The sequence below is a fragment of the Bifidobacterium sp. wkB344 genome (assembly GCF_003688305.1).
In the GTDB taxonomy this organism is placed as follows: Bacteria; Actinomycetota; Actinomycetes; order Actinomycetales; family Bifidobacteriaceae; genus Bombiscardovia; species Bombiscardovia mizhiensis.
This window is the reverse complement of sequence record NZ_NPOQ01000009.1, coordinates 13,182-28,957: the sequence shown is the minus strand read 5'-3', so window position 1 is coordinate 28,957 and position 15,776 is coordinate 13,182. Positions and strand designations below refer to the sequence as shown.

The window sequence follows — 15,776 nt, the reverse complement described above, 5'->3', positions numbered from 1 at the left end:
CGGTCAGTCGCCACGCTCATTGGGGAAGAGCCCCCAATGCGGAGGTAGCTCGCCCAGGATCCTCCGGTCATCCCCGTCAAGACGATCCTGCGCGCAGACCCGGTCCTGAGGATCTTCCTCGATGCCATCGACATCGAACCGTTCCCTGCCTGGTCGAACCACCCGGTGATGCCGACGCGGGCGCGAAGTTGCAGGCCCATCAGGCTCACCGGTCTGCTTCCCGCGTTCTGGCTGATCATCCTTCGCCATTAACGCGCCTGCTGGTAGATATCGGCAAGGCGGGCGACGATCCTGTCGGCTTCTTTGTCGGGGTTGACAAAGGCCGAAACGCTCCAAACGGTCATGACCGACCATCCGAGATACTGCAGGTCCTCGGTGGTGAAACGGTGACGTTCCCGGGTGGACTGGGTATGCATGAACTCGGCGTCGTCTGTCAGCACCGCCAAAGCATAGGGCTTGTTCTTGAGCCCGACCACCAGCGGAATTCTGGGCGCCTGGTCGTACCCGTAATCCAGGGCTACATCCAGCCCTCGGGTCCGCAGCCGCTGGGCCAGATCCCGGAAGAGCACATTGGTGGACTGCTCGGCCTGCTCGGGTCGGACCGGTTCCGCATCAGGGTGCTCAGCCCAGGTCAGCAGATCCTTGAGCAGACGCGGCCCGGGCTGGTGAAGGCGGTCGTCCTCCAGATCCTCGGCGGAAAATGCCGCGACGATGTCCAGATTCCGATCCGGCAGAACAAGAGCATCCAGCAGCATACCCTTGCCCCCTTCGCCTTCCAGATCGCCAAACTGCTGCAGGAGACGGCCGTGAGTGGTCTTGGCAAAGCCCAGAGTGAGGATTACATCCGTGGCTCGAGCACCACAGACCTCGTCAATGCCGACGATGCGTACATGCCGCAGGAACTTGGCGAAAACCCTGTCCTTGGCTGCTGCTGATTTGAGTTCGGCGCCCAGCCGGGAACGATGGGTTGCCGACAGGGTGACCACAGTCAGCAGATAACTGTTCGGCACCAGGGAGAAGGATCCTGCCCTGCGCTTGAGCATGTCGACAACGGCAGCGACCTCCTGTTGACTGGACTCGACCAGACCGGTGGCCATGACCGGGACGCCAGCGCCCTCCACCCTGGTCAGGGTCACCCTGCCAGGTTCCCGACAATCGGGGACAGGTGCCGACAGATCCCCATAACCGTGATCCTTCAGGAAGGCGTCCAACCGAGTCGAGCGGCGTGAGGGACGGGCTTTGACGGTGACCGGGACCAGATGGTCGATCAATTGCAAAAGGCCATCCGAAGTGATGGTAGGCCGGTGGGCGATGACCGCCACCTGCCGGGCCCGAGCCAGCACAGTCAGCACCTGGATGGAGGGCATATGGGCCCCGGCATCGATGATGACCGTGTCAGCCAGCTGTGTCGGATTGGTCCTCGTTGCCAGTGTGGCCGGAGTCGCGATGATGATGGGCTTGGCTGCCGACAGTATGCCAGGGTGGGCCTGTTGGAAGACCGCAAGGGAGGCACCGGGGTTGCCGGCTAGCATGGTGTGCAGCTGATTGGCCTCCTGGGTGCGCGAGAAGAGCAGCTCGGACAGACGCTTTTCGCTCTCCTGGGCAACCATGGGCCCTACGCTGGCCACATGCTGGGCATCCACCTGGCTGAAACGGTCGGCTGCATTGGACAGGGCGGAACCATCCTGGTTGGAGATGATCTGCGAGGAGCGCATGATGTCGTCGAAGACCGTGGTCCACCAGGCCAGTTGCAGCTCGGCCCGTACCGCCTTGCCTTCAACCTGACGGTTGCGCAGGTCCTGGACCAGGTCCTGCAGCCCTGCCTCGTTGAATTCACCCTCCAAAGCGCAGCGCTCGGGCAAGGTATCCAAGGCTGTATGGTCGTCAAAGAGCGCCTTGAGCCGCTCCTCCACCTTGTTGAAGTCCATGGTCTCCAGATCGCCGCCTGCCGGAGTCGAGTCCAGGACGGTGTCCAGAGCTGTCATGTCGCGGATCAGGGATTCCTGCGTGTCGATGATGACGTCCAGTTTGGGCGGCAGGACCGGCCAGCCGCCGTGGGGGACGAAGGTCCGCCACTGCTCGGCCTGCTTGGAGACCACCACCAGCGACTCATGCAGATCCTCGACCTGGGCGCCGGGCCTGAGCAGGCTCTTGGCCTCCTTGACCAGACGTCTACGTTCCCAGAATCCCAGATTGGTGCCATTGGCCTTGCGATCGGCCTTGGACTTGGTGGCCTCGATCATGGCGGGGATGTCGCGCTCGAAGATGGAAGGCTGGAAGACATCCAAGACCCGGCGCAGGTTCTTGAGAACCACCACCTGCCGTCCCCAATCCTTGACGGTGGCCGGCACAGGGAATCCGCAGGTCTCTACAGTGGATTTGACCTGCTCACGGGTGTCCGGCAGAAGCCGCTGCAGAAGACGAACCACGCGGGAGTAAGCGTCCACAGCCTCGTTCTCGCTGACCAGGGTGGCGCCGTACCAGGGGGTGTCCTGGGGACCGATGACGAATTCACCCAGCTCGGCAGCCCTCTCCAGCTTGTCCGCCCACGTATCCAACTCGGGCTGCAGGTTGTGGGCCGTAGCCGCGCCCAGACGGACACGAGTGGCAGGATGCGTAGGCATATTGGCAATGTTGGCCAGATTCTGAATGGTCTGGTAGGCCGAAACCCCCCAACTGGAATCCACCCCATGCAGATCGCCCAGGTAGCGGGTCAGTCGGGAGCGGACACCCACAAGCTCGTCAGCCACCTGATCAAAATGCTCGCTGGACTTACCGGGTTTGAACCCCACTGCATCGATCAGTCGTTGGTCCAGGATCCTGCCCAGTTGGTCGTCGGTCAGATCAAGGGCCATGTCAGCCATCCCAGCGGCATCCAAACGATGCTGGAAACGCCGCTTCTCCTCCACCACGCAGGGCACATAGAGCACGGTCCTGCCGGCGGTGACGCAGCGCGAGGCAATGGCCAGGGCGTCATCGGCGCTGTGGCGGCCGGTCTGCTCATCCACGAGCACGCTGTGCCCGGTCGCCACCAGCTGGGCGGCATAACGGACCCGGTTGTCCACATCTCCAGCCTCAAACTCGCTGTGAGGGTCAGCATCGAAGGGGCTGTAGTCGGGCACTGGTCCGCCCTTGAGCCGCTCGGAGGCCGCCTGGTCGCCAGCCAGGGCATCCAGCAAATCGTTGCCGGTGGATCCAGCGGTCATCCGGTCCAGAATCCGCAGGCTTTCGCCCAGCAGCTGTGCCGATGGCTCGATAAAGCACCCCAGAACGATTTTCCGCTCAATGGTGAAGTCGCTGATATGCGGCGTGATCAGAGCCGTCATGTCCTTGAAAAGCGATGAGGTTTCAGGGGTGCCGCCCTGATAATGGGAGGCGGAAAACAGACGATCCGGATCCAGGGTGATGCCCCGCTCGCGCATGGCCGAGATCAAAGCAGGATTAAGATCCACCTTGCCTGTGAATCTGATAGAGGCCCTGGAGGCCCCCTGTGTGCTCTCATCGATGCGCACGGGATAGAGCAGTACGGGCATGTCGCGCCCCTGCCAGGCAGCCACCCCCACCACCATGGAGAGCTGGGCGAAACCGCTGGCACGCTCCTTGGCAGCCTGATCATCCAGAACCCGCTCCATGCGACGGTGGGCCGCACGCAACATGCCGCGATCCCGGAAAAGCGCATCCAGATGAACCTGGCCGCTGGCGAAAAGCTGGGCAATCCCGGAAGGATGCGCGTGCGTCAGATCCATCTGCGCGGCCAGCTGCGACACATTCTCCAAGGGAGTCAGTCCCACCTGGTTCTGATAGTCCTGGCGCCATCCCCGGATTCGCTCCAGGGGAGTCAACGGAGCCTTGACCTCTTCTGCCGCGCGCTCGGAGGCGGACCCAGCCGTTGATGCCTGTGCATCAGCCCGTTTGTCCTCTTCCGATCCACCGGTGCTCATTACCGTCTCGCTCATCCGTCCACTCACTTCCGCACGGCGTTCAGATATTCGTGATACCCGTCATTGTTGCGCAGGGCCGCGTCGATGTCCTGGTCGCCCTGAGCCTCCAACCAGGCGTACAGATCATCATAGAGGGCCGGATTCATCGCCAGGAAGGGCAGCAACTGGCGATGCTTGGCCATGGCGAACTGCAGGGCGAAATCCCCGGTGCGTTTGGCATCATCGGAGCTCATCCCATCCACTTCGATGGCCTCCTGACCACGGTCATAGTCACCCTTGGAAACCCGCTCAAAAACGGATCCAGGCTCGAAAGCCGGCTGATACCGCTGGTCATCATCCGGCTGATCCGCTGGCTGAGGACGCCGATCCTGATCTGACTCCTTCTTGGAAAGGCGGGCCAGCTCTACGGCTCCCAGCGGAGTGAATCCCTGGCCCGTGTCCGCTTCGCTCACCCGGCCTTGCCGAGATTGACCATCTGCATAACCCCTGCGGCCGGAAGCTGCGCGATCATCACGATGATGGCGATCATCACGGGCATCGCGAGCATCCTGGTCATAGCGATCCTGATCGGGGGCCGATTCAGCGGAACGGGAACGACGAGCATCAGCGAAAAGATCGCGATCGACCGGCTGGCTATCCTCCTCGCGAGTGCCGACCAAGGGCAGACTCTGCTCGGATTCGCGTTCCTGCCATGGCAGAGGCTGGCGGGCTTCGCCACCACGCCGGTCACCTTCGCGGTCCTCGAATACTCCATCATCCGGCTGGTCGGAATAGGCTCCGCGAGGGTATGATTCCTGGCCCTCAGCCGAGCCGACATCGGCCAGTCTCCTGTCGGTCTGGCCATGCTCGGCTGAATCAGCATTGTCAGAATACCGAACTTGCTGGCCTCGGGAATCTGCTGGCTCCGGTCTTCCTGAGAAAGGCGACGACGGATTGCCCTGTGAACCGCGAGCGGCTGGGACATTCCTAGGACGATCTGGTGAAGCGCCTCCGGCCTCTGGGGAGGAATCGGCTGTCTTGGCAGCGCCCAAGGCCATATCGTGAAGGGCAGTGACCCGGTTGCGAACCCCGTCGGCCTTGAAGATGCCAGTGGGCTCGCCGGCGCGCATGTCCAGAATGTCGTCGACGGACATTTCAGCCGCATCAGGCTCCACCATACCCCGGGGCTGTGTGGAGTATGAGAAGAGGTCAGGCACCCGGGGCGAGGGATTGGTCGTATCCTCTTCGGGATTGTTGATGCACACGAAGTCGACCGGGACATCACCGAACTGGAAGCGAGCCGAGCTGCTGGACAGGGGGAAGGCGGCATCCACAGGCAGCCTGACCAGGGAGCCGTCGGACTGGATCAGATAGGAGCCGTTGGTGGAACCCATATCGCGCAGGGTGGCCAGACCGTCCTGGTCGACGGAAAAAATGGCATGTCGTTTGGACATGGATTTAGTCTGATCAGGCACCTCCAGACGGCGCCGACCGTCATCGGCCAGCGGACGCAGGGGCTTGCGGCCAATCTCGACGGTCTCGCCAGGCTTGAGCCGGGTCTCTTCCGCCCCATTGAACTTGATTATCCACACCTGCCCCGGTCGCCGATCGTCACTCACGTTTTCGACCTCCCAAATCTGCAGCCGCCTTCACTCGGTACTACCGCCTATTCTGTCATGAAACCCAGAGATAGGATTGATTGCGTGCCGAATTACCTGATAAAGGACACATGAGAGGCTCGCAGGCATAGCACACCTCTTGGAGCCGTCCGGATCGGGAGTATCTGCAAGTCTGATTGTGGTAAACGGCAGGTGGTTCATTGCCTGCCATGAATCAATTTAGACACTTCGATCCACTCTTGTGCGGAAAGCAAGCGACTCATAATCGTTTGGTCCAAAGCCGACCCAACAGGCACACCCATCCCCCAGGGTATGGCCGGGTATGGGAAAGCCCCGAGCCGTCGGTGACGACACAGGGCTTTCCAGCATGCAAGGGCTCGGAAAGAGCCGATGACTACTTGAGCTCGACGGTGGCGCCGGCCTCTTCCAGCTGAGCCTTGGCCTTGTCGGCGTCCTCCTTCTTGGCACCTTCCAGGACGGTCTTGGGGGCACCGTCAACCAGAGCCTTGGCGTCGGCCAGGCCCAGGTTGGTGATGGCCTTGACGGCCTTGATGACCTGGATCTTCTTGTCGCCGATAGCGGAGAGCACGACGTCGAACTCGGTCTTCTCCTCCTCAGCAGGAGCAGCAGCACCGGGAGCGGCAGCGGCCACGGCCACGGGGGCGGAGGCCTCGACGTCGAACTCGTCCTCGAACTTCTTGACGAAGTCGGACAGCTCGACCAGAGTCATTTCCTTGAACGCGTCGATGAGCTCGTCAGCGGAGAGCTTGGCCATAATGGCTTCCTTTCATTTGTGGCGACCGGCATTGACTGGTAGGCCGATCACCGAACATCTTTTTTTGTGTTTGCCGTATGGATCCGGGCCAGTGGCCGTGGACTCAGGCGGCCTTTTCCTGCTTCTCGCGCAGGGCGTCGAACGTGCGCACAGCCTTGGTAGGCACAGCGACGAACAGGTTGGCGGCCTTGGACATGGTGCCCTTGAGCGCGCCGGCCATACGGGAGAGCAGAACATCGCGGGATTCCAGATCCGCGATCTTCTTCATGGCATCTGCATCAGCAACGGCTCCATCGATGAAGCCGCCCTTGACAATCAGTGCCGGGTTGTCCTTGGCGAAATCACGCAACGTCTTGGCGGCATTGACGTAATCACCCTTGACGAAGGTGATGGCGCAGGGGCCGGCAAGCATCTCATCGAGACCCTCGATTCCAGCCTCTTTGGCCGCAATCCGGGCTAGCGTGTTCTTCGCCACGTTGTAGGAAGTATCGCGGCCTAGCTTGTTTCGCAGATCGGCGACCTGCGGAACACTGAGCCCGCGGTACTCGGTGAGGATGATGGCATCGGCGTCACGGAACTTGTCCGTCAGCCTGGCGACAGCCTCTTCCTTTTCGGGCCTTTTCATGGCGTTCCTTCCTAGACAGACCTCTGGAGGGAGCCGGACGACCGAGCATGGCAGGCAAAAAGAAAGCCCTGCCGACAGGCAGAGCGGAAAACAGGCCACGAGGACCAATTGAAAACTCAACCTGTGCTGGCTCGATCAACCGAACTTAGGAGACCCAAGGGTCCCGACCAACGGTCTTTGGTATGCAAGGGGTAATAATACACAGGTCAGCTGCAGCCGTCAAGTTCACAGGCCCATAGGTGCCAAGCTGCACGGCCGAGGGCTCCTTGCTGATCGGCGCTCAGAGCCCGCGCACGATGCCCAGCACCAGCCTGGCGGCCGTGTCGGCATATTCGGAGATGTCGAACTCGCGGAAGACCTCATAGTCGGTGTCGGCATTGTCGCTCAGAGCGCGAATAACCAGGGCTGGCACCTTGTTGCGGGCCGCCACATGGCAGACAGCTGCTCCCTCCATCTCGACCGCATCGGCCCCGGTCTGCTCCTTGACTTCGGCAATCTTCTCAGGGCTGTCAACAAAGTAGTCACCTGTCGCAATGGTGCCGACGATGTGCTTGATCCCCATGGAGTCCAGGGTCCGGCTTGCCAGATCCAGCAGATGAGGATCCGAGTGGAACTCCTCGGTGCCGGGGGCCGACTGGGCCACCAAGCGCATATCAGTGTCCAGATACCGCAGGGTGCCTCCAAGGACCACGTCGTTGATGTGCAGATCCTTGTTCAGGTTGCCCGCAATACCAGAGAAGATAACGGCCCTGGGATGGAAGGCATCGATCAAATACTGTGTGGTGGCGGCGATGTTGACGGTGCCCATGCCACCCACGGTGGCAGCCAGACGAACCGGGCCGTGTGCCCCATCAAGGGTGCCACATATGACCTTCAGGCCAGCATCACCAGCATGGGGATCGTGATCCGCCTGCTTCAGACCTCGGCCGATCAGGGCCACCTCCTCATCCATGGCCCCGATGACGGCAACCGGCCGCCGATCTTCACCCTTCAGGGAAGCATCCGCTTCGCTCATACCTGACTCCTTATCCAAGATTTCACCTGCAACTGCAGCCCGACCAGACTACTGCAGGCGCAAGTCAACGAGCCACGCTTCGACGGCGGTCCACTGCTCCTGCCAGCTCCTCCAGCAAATCCTGGGTATCAGGCCAGGAGATGCAACGGTCGGTGATCGAACACCCGTAGACCAGCTGGTCCAATGGGGCCGGCTTCTGATTGCCTCCGCGTATGAAACTCTCCATCATCAGGCCAGTGACGCCTTCCTCACCGTCACCTATCCGCCGGGCCAGCTCATGGACAACCTGAATCTGGCGCCGCTCGTCCTTGCCGGAATTGCCGTGGGAAGCATCAATGAGCAGTCCGTGGGCAGCCGCGCTGTCCTTAGGCATGCGCTTGCGTAGCACGGCAAGGGCTGCCCGCACCGAATCCTGATCATAGTTGGGGCCGGACTTGGAGCCACGAAGGACCAGATGGCAGTCGGGGTTGCCCATGGTCGCCACTGCCGCAGCCTGACCCTCATGGTCTATCCCGAAGAAGGTGTGGCGCTGAGAGGCCGCATAGCAGGAATCAATGGACACATCCACGCTGCCGTCCGTGGCGTTCTTGAAGCCGATGGGCATGGACATGCCACTGGCCAGCTGCCGGTGGACCTGGCTCTCCGTGTTCCGGGCACCAATGGCCCCCCAACTGACCGCATCAGAAATGTACTGCGGCGATGTAGGCTCAAGAAATTCCGTGGCCGCCGGAAGTCCGGTTTCCAGCACCCCTAGCAGAATGCGCCGTGCCAGGACCAGGCCCTTCTGGATGTTATAGCTGCCATCCAGGTCGGGATCGTTGATCAGACCCTTCCAACCGACCGTGGTCCGAGGTTTCTCGAAGTAGACCCGCATGACGATCAGCAGCCGATCCTTCAACCGCTCATTGACGGCCGACAGACGACGAGCATAGTCCAGTGCGGCATCGGGGTCGTGGATGGAGCAGGGGCCCACAATGACCAGCAACCGGTCATCCCGCCCATGCAGGCAATCCACGATCTCCTGCCGGGAGCGGATGACCAGGTCCTTGGCCGGTCCATCCAAGGGATAACGAGTCAGCATCTGCGCGGGCGAGGGCAAACGGTCAAGCTCAAAAACTCGCCTGTTGACGATCCGGCCTATGCCTACCTCGTCCTCCCACCTGGGCACGTTCCCCGTCTGCAGGGGGTTGACGCCAGCCGCCAGCGCCTTGTGCACCAGTTCAACTTCATAAGCCTTACTGGGTCGGGGCAGGGGCTCCTGCGGCTCGTCCTTCATCCGGCTCATGCCTTCATCCTTTCCCGACGAGCTTGCACAGCATCGGCCAGGATCTGCAGCAGTTCCTCGGTCCTGTCCCAGGAAATGCAGGCGTCGGTGACGGACTGGCCGAAGACCAGCTGATCCAGCGGGGCCGGTTTCTGGTGGCCGCCCTCAAGAAAGCTCTCCATCATGATGCCTGACAGGCCCTGCTCACCCTTGGCGAGGCGGTCTGCCAACTCTTCAACCACCTGGGCCTCACGCACTGGATCCTTGCTGCAGTTGCCATGGGCTGCGTCGACGATCAGGCCCCGGCAGGCTCCAGGACCCAGCGGAGCCTGATGCATGGCTTCCAGGGCGGACCGGACGGATTCCGAATCGTAATTGGGGCCATGGCTGGAACCGCGCAGAATTATGTGGCAGTCAGGGTTGCCCCTGGTCTCGGCAGCGATGACATGGCCGTCCAGATTGATGGACAGGAAGTGATGCTCGGATGCTGCTGCCAGGCAAGAATCAACCGCTGCCTTTACGCTGCCCTCGGTCGAATTCTTGAAACCCATGGGCATGGACATGCCGCTGGCCAGCTCCCTGTGGACCTGGCTCTCCGTGTTCCGAGCACCGATGGCCCCCCAGCTGACCGCGTCAGAGAGATACTGTGGGGTGATGGGATCCAGCCATTCTGTGGCCGCCGGGATCCCCTGTCCCAGAACCTGCCAGAGCACCTGACGAGCCAGGCGAATCCCCTTGCGAATGTTGAACGTTCCATCCAGGTCGGGGTCATTGATCAGCCCCTTCCAGCCCACCGTGGTCCGGGGTTTCTCAAAGTAGACCCGCATGACGATCAGCAGCCGATCCTTCAATCGCTCATTGACCGCCGACAGGCGACGGGCGTACTCCAGCGCAGCCTTCGGGTCGTGGACTGAGCAGGGGCCGGTGATGACCAGCAGCCGGTCGTCCCTGCCATGCAGAACATTGCGAATGGCCTGGCGGGAGTCCCGTACCAGCTCCATACGCTCCGGATCCAGGGGTCGCGAGCGCAGAAAAACCCTGGGAGCCGGGATGGGATCCAGCTGACGAATGTTGACATCCACTGTTTCGGGAAAGACGGCCGTATCGGCAAAATACTGCCGCTCCTCTTCCGGGATGATATCCGGTTCCTTGACGAATGCCACGGTCGCTCTCCTCTCTGTCGTACTGCGACGATCTTGCCCGAATTCCTTATGACCACCCGCATCCGGACCAATGCGGACGGTTCGTTCCCGCAGCCCATGCAGACCGCGGAAACGAACAATTAGATGGATAAATTAGGTGTGGTTGCTCAGGCTAGGGCACCCATGGGATCCCAGGCGGGCAGCATGATGGCCTCTTGATCGAAGGCCTGGCGATACTCCTCGGACAGCATGGACTTGGGCACGGCCACCTCGTAGACATACTGGCTGAACCAGTCGTCGCTCATAGTGAAGTAGCCCTTGTTGGCGATGTCACCGCCCCAGGAGTTCTCCACCCTCCAGCGGTTGGTGGTCCGGCCGTCGTCGGCCACATCCACGCCCACGAATGCCATGGCATGGTTCTGGGCCGAATCGCCGAAGCGCACCCTCTGCTCCTTGTCCATGTCGAAGTCCACTCCGTAGACCCTGCCATACTCGAACAGATCAGTCGCCCACTGACCGGCCTTGCGGTCCATCATGGGGTGGCAGTCGGCGCCGAACCAGACCGGCAGGCCCTGCTCGCTCATCAGACGACGGGCGCAGTCCTTCATGACCTCTACAGGAACGTTCAGGTACTCGGTGGGATCGCCACCAGCAACGTTGCCCAGATGTTCGATGCCAATCTTGCGGCCCTTGGGGTGCTCGGGGCGTGGATCGTCGACCAGGCAGACATAGTCTTCAAGCCCGGCATTCACGTAGCGCTTCCAGAACTCCTGTGGGGTGATCCGCCCATCCCGGTGGAAGACGCCGTCCTTGTCGGTCCACTCCCAGTCGAAGCTGGTGGGCGGAGTGCCCAGATGAATGGTCAGGATACGATGACCGGCCTCCAGGGTTCGATCGACGATCTCGTCGATCCCGTCCGGATTGGCCACCATGTGAGCCGTGGCCTGGTGGAGCAGGCGACGCAGCTGATCGTTCATCTGGCTGGTGTTCTGCGAGGAGGCGGTCTCGGGATAGAACTGCTTGGGCACTGCGCCGTACTTCTTATAGATGTTCATGGCCATGATCCACTGGCCGCCATCGCCCATGACGTCGCCCATCATGAAGCGCATGAGCTGGGAGTCGACGGGCTCGCCAGCACGCACCAGAGCCGCCACGTCGCGTAGGAAGTAGTTGACACGCTCAAGCTTGTCATAGTACATGGCGTAGTTCTGGGACAGCTCGAAATCACCCATGGGGTTGGCTGTGCTTTCACCATCGATGTTCAGCGCCTTGCGGGCTATGAATCGGGCTACGTTCAGCGAGCTGAAGAGCCAGCAGCGGCCGGAATGCGCCTGCGAAGTGACCGTGCCATTATCGATGCTGACCGAAAATCGGTGCTGGAGCAGACGGGAGCGGTTATAGTTGTGGGCCACCTCGTCAATGCCTACCTGAGTGACGGCGTTCATGGCGACGTGGTTGGCCTCGCGCTCATCGAAGGCGGTGCGCAGGCCCTCCAAACGGGTCTGATCCAGTGGTGTCAGTACTGATGTCATACGGTCTGTCCTTGTTTCCTTTCATGCGGATGTATCTGCATCCCTGCATCCAGCATAGCGGGAATCGGCCCTTAAGGGTTCGCCTGGCGGAGGATGTGGACAACTGTACCCTTGTCAAGCCAGGGAGAAGCGCTGTGCCGCATTGACGACGGCCAGGGCCACCAGGACGGCCAGCCCGAAGGAGATCCAGCCCTTATAGGTGCCGTGGCGTGAACGATTGGCGCGGAGGCGGTCTGCCAGCTTTCCCCGAATCAGCCAAAGGACGACCAGTCCCCCAACCAGGCCCAGAAGGGTCATCCCCTGGTTGATCATCATGCCGGTGCGGGCCGGCACCGTCTGGATCAGCCACATCGTGGCGTCAGCCAAAACCAGGTTGTTGAAGATATGCAGGGCAATGGACCAGAGGATGGAGTATTCCATGGCGATGACACCCAAAACCAGACCCAGCAGGAAGGTGAACAGGCTCTGGGTGATGTCTCCGTGCAGGCAGGCAAAGATGAAAGAGGAGGTGACGATGGCGAAGGTTCGTCCGTAGGGCTTGAGCCTGCCCATGACCACGCCGCGCAGCAGGAACTCCTCGACGACGGGGACCAGGATGGCCGTGTCCAGGGGTGACAGGAACCCATGCTGGCCCGCCGCGATCTGGGAGGTGGTGGAGTGGTAGACCAGCCCCAGGGCCTGGGATCCCTGGTTGACCACCCAGGTGAAGCCGGTCTCGATGCTGCTGGCCAGCATGATCAGCAGGATGGCCCCGATCAGCACGGCCGGACCGGGATTGGTCTGCGCCTTGTACTGCACAGGGTTGGAACCGCGCCCGAGCAGATCCTGACCGCGGGTGCCGAAGAGAAAGACCAACATGACCAGATCACCCAGCAGATCCCCCAGCCCTGGCTGACGGGCAATGCCCAGGGCCGCAGCCACAGCGGGCAGATTCAGAATCCCTGCGATCAGGTTGGCCACCACCAGATACACCAGGGCATAGAGGGATTGCAGGTCCACTCCACGGCGCACCTGGGCACTCCATGGGCGAGAAGCCGCAGCCGACCCGGACGACCCCGTGCCAGACACATGTGATGATGCGTGCCGTGATTGCTGCATGACGCTCTCCCAACCCCGTGACCCTTGGCCTGCACCTCTTCACTACCGACTCTAGGCCTCAGCAGGGGTTCAGGCCGAGATTGACGGCCACCCAACTTCCGAGCAAGGCAGAACGACAGGGCCGGATCGCAGACCATACCTACGATCCGGCCCCAAGGAACAATGTCCTTTGCTAATCAGTCCCGATCGGTCGGGGTAGCGTCATCGTTGATGGGCGGAATAACCGTAGTTTCCTGATCGGTGACTGCCTTCTCCACCTGTCCGGCCTCATCCTGGGCCGGCGCGTCATCGGCCTGGGCGGATGCATCGGAGAGGGCGCTCGGCGTCGGAGAGGGCAGAACCTGAGTAGGCATATTGGCTGAGGATCTGACAGCCGCAGCCACGTTGGCGTCCTCCTCGGAATCACTGGTGGAATCAGTGGCCACGCCATCGGTCGGTTGGCTGGCTGGAACCGGATCGACCGGTGTCTGAGGGGCTTCTACCTGGGCATCGGCAAGGGGCTGATCGACGGCCTGATCCTCGCCTTCAGCCTCCGAGGATGTCGCCGAAGCCGACGAAGCAGGAGCCGGCAGCGGATCCGCGGCAGGTACAGCGTTGACCACGGGCACGCTGGGCGCCTGCCCCTCGTCCTGGTCATTGATCACAGCCTCGTCATGGAAGCCGTCGAAGTTGCCGAAGGACTTGGAGAAGATGTTCCGCAGCTCGTCGACCCGAGAGGTAATGGTGGCCTCCCGGTGCTGCAGCTTGGCGATGTGGTCCTTGAGCCCGTCAAGCTCGGATTGGGCGGCCTTGCGCTGATCCTCGATCTCGGTTTGGGCGCGCTGCTTGGCCTCCTCCAGCAACTGGTTGGCCTTGCGCTCGGACTCCTCCCGCTTGAAGGAGGCGAACGAATCGGCATCCTTGCGGGTGGCCTTGGCCTGTTCTATCAGCTCCTGGGTCTCCTTCTCGGTCTTGACCCGCCGATCCTCCAGGTTCTTGAGCAGCTCGCCCACCTTCTTGGTGGCATCCTCCTGCTGGGCGGCAATGTCGGAGCGGACCTGCTCGGCCTCGGCGTTGACCTTGGCCATGGTCTCGGCGCTGGTGACCTTGGACTCGTCCACGATCTGCTGGGCCTCGGACTTGGCTTTGTCGGTGATTTCCGAAGCCTGCCTACGGGCGTCATTCAGGCTCTTGGAGACCTGCTCACGCACGTCGGCCAGCTTCTTGTTGGCCTCGGCCAGGGCCTTCTGGATCTGATCGTTGGCCTCTTTCTTGAGCTTGGCGATCTCCTCGTCGCTCTTGCGCCGCTTGTCGGCAATCTCCTTGGCGGCCTTGGCCTTCTGTTCGGACAGCTCCTTGTCCTGGGTGGCCTTGCTGGTGGCCAGCCGCTTCTCATGTTCCTCGCGTGAGTTCTGCAGCTCCAGATCCAGGGCCTGGCGGCGTTCGGCCACGACCTTATCGGCTGCGGCCTTGTTCTGTTCGCTCTGCTGCTTGGCGGTGGTGGTGACGGTCCTGGCTTCGTCGTTGGCGGCCTCGACGATCGACTTGGCCTTGGCGTTGGCCTCGTCCACGATGTGCTTGGCTTCAAGCTGAGCCTTGTTGACCAGGGTCGTCGCCTTCTCTTGGGCAGAGGTCTTGGTGGATGCCGCATCCTGCTTGGCGCGGTTGAGCAGCTCGGTGCTGGTCTGCTCGGCCGAGGCCAGCAGCTGCTGGGCGTTGGCCCCCAGGGAAGCAAAGGAGTTGCGCGGCTGTTCGGGCTTGCGGGACTTGACCTCCTGGAGTTCCGCCTCCAGCTTCAGAATGCGATCGTCATCGGCCTTGATCTGCTGACGCAGCCGGGCTAGATTGCTCCGCGAGGCCGCCAAGGCCTGGTCGACCCGCTCCTTGTCATAGCCTCGCAGGACAACGGGAAACTGATCTTCGGCCATGGAAACACTCCTCTTCGCCACCAGGACATGCCGGGCCGTGACAAAGATGTCTTCGGTCCGGTGGATTTACCTTGACTCTACCCCATGACCGACCAAAAGTCGCCGTCTGACCTGCCGCCGACACATTGGCCTTACATACGGGTCTCAGGCAATAAGAATGGGGCTGGAGGAGGGCCTACGATAGTAGCGAATGGTCTCGTTGACCACCTCGCGCACAGCCTCTATCTGCTGATCCAGGGGCAGACCGCACTCCTGACCGCCGCTTTCGTTGACCAGGGGAAGGCTGACGAACCCGGCCAGGACATCCTTGTGTCCTGCAGCCCAAGCCAGCAGGTTGTAGAAGAGCGCGTTGCAGACATAAGTGCCCGCGTCCGAGCTCAGCGTGGCAGGAATGCCGCAGGTGCCGAAGTCGTGCAGGATGGCCCTCAGCGGCAGTCGGGTCCAGTAGGCGGCCGGACCCTGGGAGTCGATGGGCTGGCGGTTGGCATGACGGACGGTATCTCGAGACTCCTGCTCCCCCAGATTTTCCCGATCGTCAGCGTCGTCCTCCTTGAGGTTGACGGCGCAGCGCTCCATGGCGATGCCGCGAGCCCGACGCTTGAGCCCTGTGGCGATGATGATATCCGGACGCACACGCTCTATGGCCTCATGCAGTATGGGCCAGGCCTTGGCGAAGCTGACAGGCATGGTGACGGAGGAAATAGCCAGATCCACGCCCTCCAGCGGATCCTCCTCGGTGGGGCCGACTGGCCGCATGCCTTCCATGCCATGCTCGGCCAGAGCCTGTGAGACCTGATAGGAGGGGTTGACATCAACACCCTCGTAATGATCGTATCCGGCGACGATGACCTTGATCTGCTCCATGTGCCCCATGGTACA

At 61.7% G+C, this 15,776-nt stretch carries 12 protein-coding genes; all 12 read right to left on the bottom strand.

Annotated features, from left to right (window positions below; genetic code table 11):
- Positions 1-3 precede the first annotated feature (3 nt).
- The 12 genes from CI601_RS01525 to CI601_RS01470 all read right to left on the bottom strand — a co-directional run bounded on the left by CI601_RS01525 (position 4) and on the right by CI601_RS01470 (position 15,761).
- Entirely contained in the window at positions 4-249 is a 246-nt protein-coding gene (locus tag CI601_RS01525) for a hypothetical protein (RefSeq protein WP_081709208.1), read from the bottom strand.
- The gene (locus CI601_RS01520; RefSeq protein WP_121914065.1) at positions 249-3,956 is read right to left on the bottom strand and encodes a helicase; all 3,708 of its coding nucleotides are present in this window, start codon (positions 3,954-3,956) and stop codon (positions 249-251) included. The genes CI601_RS01525 and CI601_RS01520 overlap by 1 nt, the downstream gene beginning before the upstream one ends.
- An 8-nt stretch (positions 3,957-3,964) precedes the next feature.
- Positions 3,965-5,539 (bottom strand): FHA domain-containing protein, encoded by a 1,575-nt coding sequence (locus tag CI601_RS08500; RefSeq protein ID WP_024626820.1) that lies wholly within the window; start codon positions 5,537-5,539, stop codon positions 3,965-3,967.
- Between the two features lie 394 nt (positions 5,540-5,933).
- Positions 5,934-6,314 carry a 50S ribosomal protein L7/L12 gene (rplL, locus tag CI601_RS01510; RefSeq protein ID WP_015022403.1) on the bottom strand — a complete coding sequence of 127 codons (381 nt, stop codon included), beginning with the start codon at positions 6,312-6,314 and terminating at the stop codon, positions 5,934-5,936.
- Positions 6,315-6,417: 103 nt separating this feature from the next.
- Positions 6,418-6,939 (bottom strand): 50S ribosomal protein L10, encoded by a 522-nt coding sequence (rplJ, locus tag CI601_RS01505; protein ID WP_024626821.1) that lies wholly within the window; start codon positions 6,937-6,939, stop codon positions 6,418-6,420.
- A 280-nt stretch (positions 6,940-7,219) separates the two neighbouring features.
- Positions 7,220-7,954: a 5'-methylthioadenosine/S-adenosylhomocysteine nucleosidase gene (gene mtnN, locus CI601_RS01500; RefSeq protein WP_051354083.1), complete on the bottom strand. Its 735-nt coding sequence runs from the start codon at positions 7,952-7,954 to the stop codon at positions 7,220-7,222.
- 64 nt (positions 7,955-8,018) lie between these two features.
- Positions 8,019-9,239 (bottom strand): 3-deoxy-7-phosphoheptulonate synthase, encoded by a 1,221-nt coding sequence (locus tag CI601_RS01495; RefSeq protein WP_024626823.1) that lies wholly within the window; start codon positions 9,237-9,239, stop codon positions 8,019-8,021.
- Positions 9,236-10,357, bottom strand: coding sequence for a 3-deoxy-7-phosphoheptulonate synthase (locus CI601_RS01490; RefSeq protein ID WP_121914286.1), 1,122 nt, complete (start codon positions 10,355-10,357; stop codon positions 9,236-9,238). The genes CI601_RS01495 and CI601_RS01490 overlap by 4 nt, the downstream gene beginning before the upstream one ends.
- 170 nt (positions 10,358-10,527) lie before the next feature.
- Positions 10,528-11,892 carry a C1 family peptidase gene (locus CI601_RS01485; protein WP_024626825.1) on the bottom strand — a complete coding sequence of 455 codons (1,365 nt, stop codon included), beginning with the start codon at positions 11,890-11,892 and terminating at the stop codon, positions 10,528-10,530.
- A gap of 114 nt (positions 11,893-12,006) precedes the next feature.
- Positions 12,007-12,990, bottom strand: coding sequence for a CPBP family intramembrane glutamic endopeptidase (locus CI601_RS01480; RefSeq protein ID WP_081709210.1), 984 nt, complete (start codon positions 12,988-12,990; stop codon positions 12,007-12,009).
- A gap of 176 nt (positions 12,991-13,166) precedes the next feature.
- Entirely contained in the window at positions 13,167-14,897 is a 1,731-nt protein-coding gene (locus CI601_RS01475; protein WP_024626827.1) for a cell division protein, read from the bottom strand.
- Positions 14,898-15,041: 144 nt separating this feature from the next.
- Complete coding sequence (locus tag CI601_RS01470; RefSeq protein WP_024626828.1) at positions 15,042-15,761, bottom strand: pyroglutamyl-peptidase I; 720 nt, start codon at positions 15,759-15,761, stop codon at positions 15,042-15,044.
- Between the last annotated feature and the right edge of the window lie 15 nt (positions 15,762-15,776).

Bases quoted from the DNA above. Each gene is read 5' to 3' on its own strand.
- CI601_RS01485 (WP_024626825.1), bottom strand. From the start codon at position 11,892: ATGACATCAGTACTGACACCACTGGATCAGACCCGTTTGGAGGGCCTG.
- rplJ (WP_024626821.1), bottom strand. From the start codon at position 6,939: ATGAAAAGGCCCGAAAAGGAAGAGGCTGTCGCCAGGCTGACGGACAAG.
- CI601_RS01495 (WP_024626823.1), bottom strand. From the start codon at position 9,239: ATGAGCCGGATGAAGGACGAGCCGCAGGAGCCCCTGCCCCGACCCAGT.
- CI601_RS01470 (WP_024626828.1), bottom strand. From the start codon at position 15,761: ATGGAGCAGATCAAGGTCATCGTCGCCGGATACGATCATTACGAGGGT.
- CI601_RS01475 (WP_024626827.1), bottom strand. From the start codon at position 14,897: ATGGCCGAAGATCAGTTTCCCGTTGTCCTGCGAGGCTATGACAAGGAG.
- CI601_RS01525 (WP_081709208.1), bottom strand. From the start codon at position 249: ATGGCGAAGGATGATCAGCCAGAACGCGGGAAGCAGACCGGTGAGCCT.
- rplL (WP_015022403.1), bottom strand. From the start codon at position 6,314: ATGGCCAAGCTCTCCGCTGACGAGCTCATCGACGCGTTCAAGGAAATG.
- CI601_RS01520 (WP_121914065.1), bottom strand. From the start codon at position 3,956: ATGAGCGAGACGGTAATGAGCACCGGTGGATCGGAAGAGGACAAACGG.
- CI601_RS01480 (WP_081709210.1), bottom strand. From the start codon at position 12,990: ATGCAGCAATCACGGCACGCATCATCACATGTGTCTGGCACGGGGTCG.
- mtnN (WP_051354083.1), bottom strand. From the start codon at position 7,954: ATGAGCGAAGCGGATGCTTCCCTGAAGGGTGAAGATCGGCGGCCGGTT.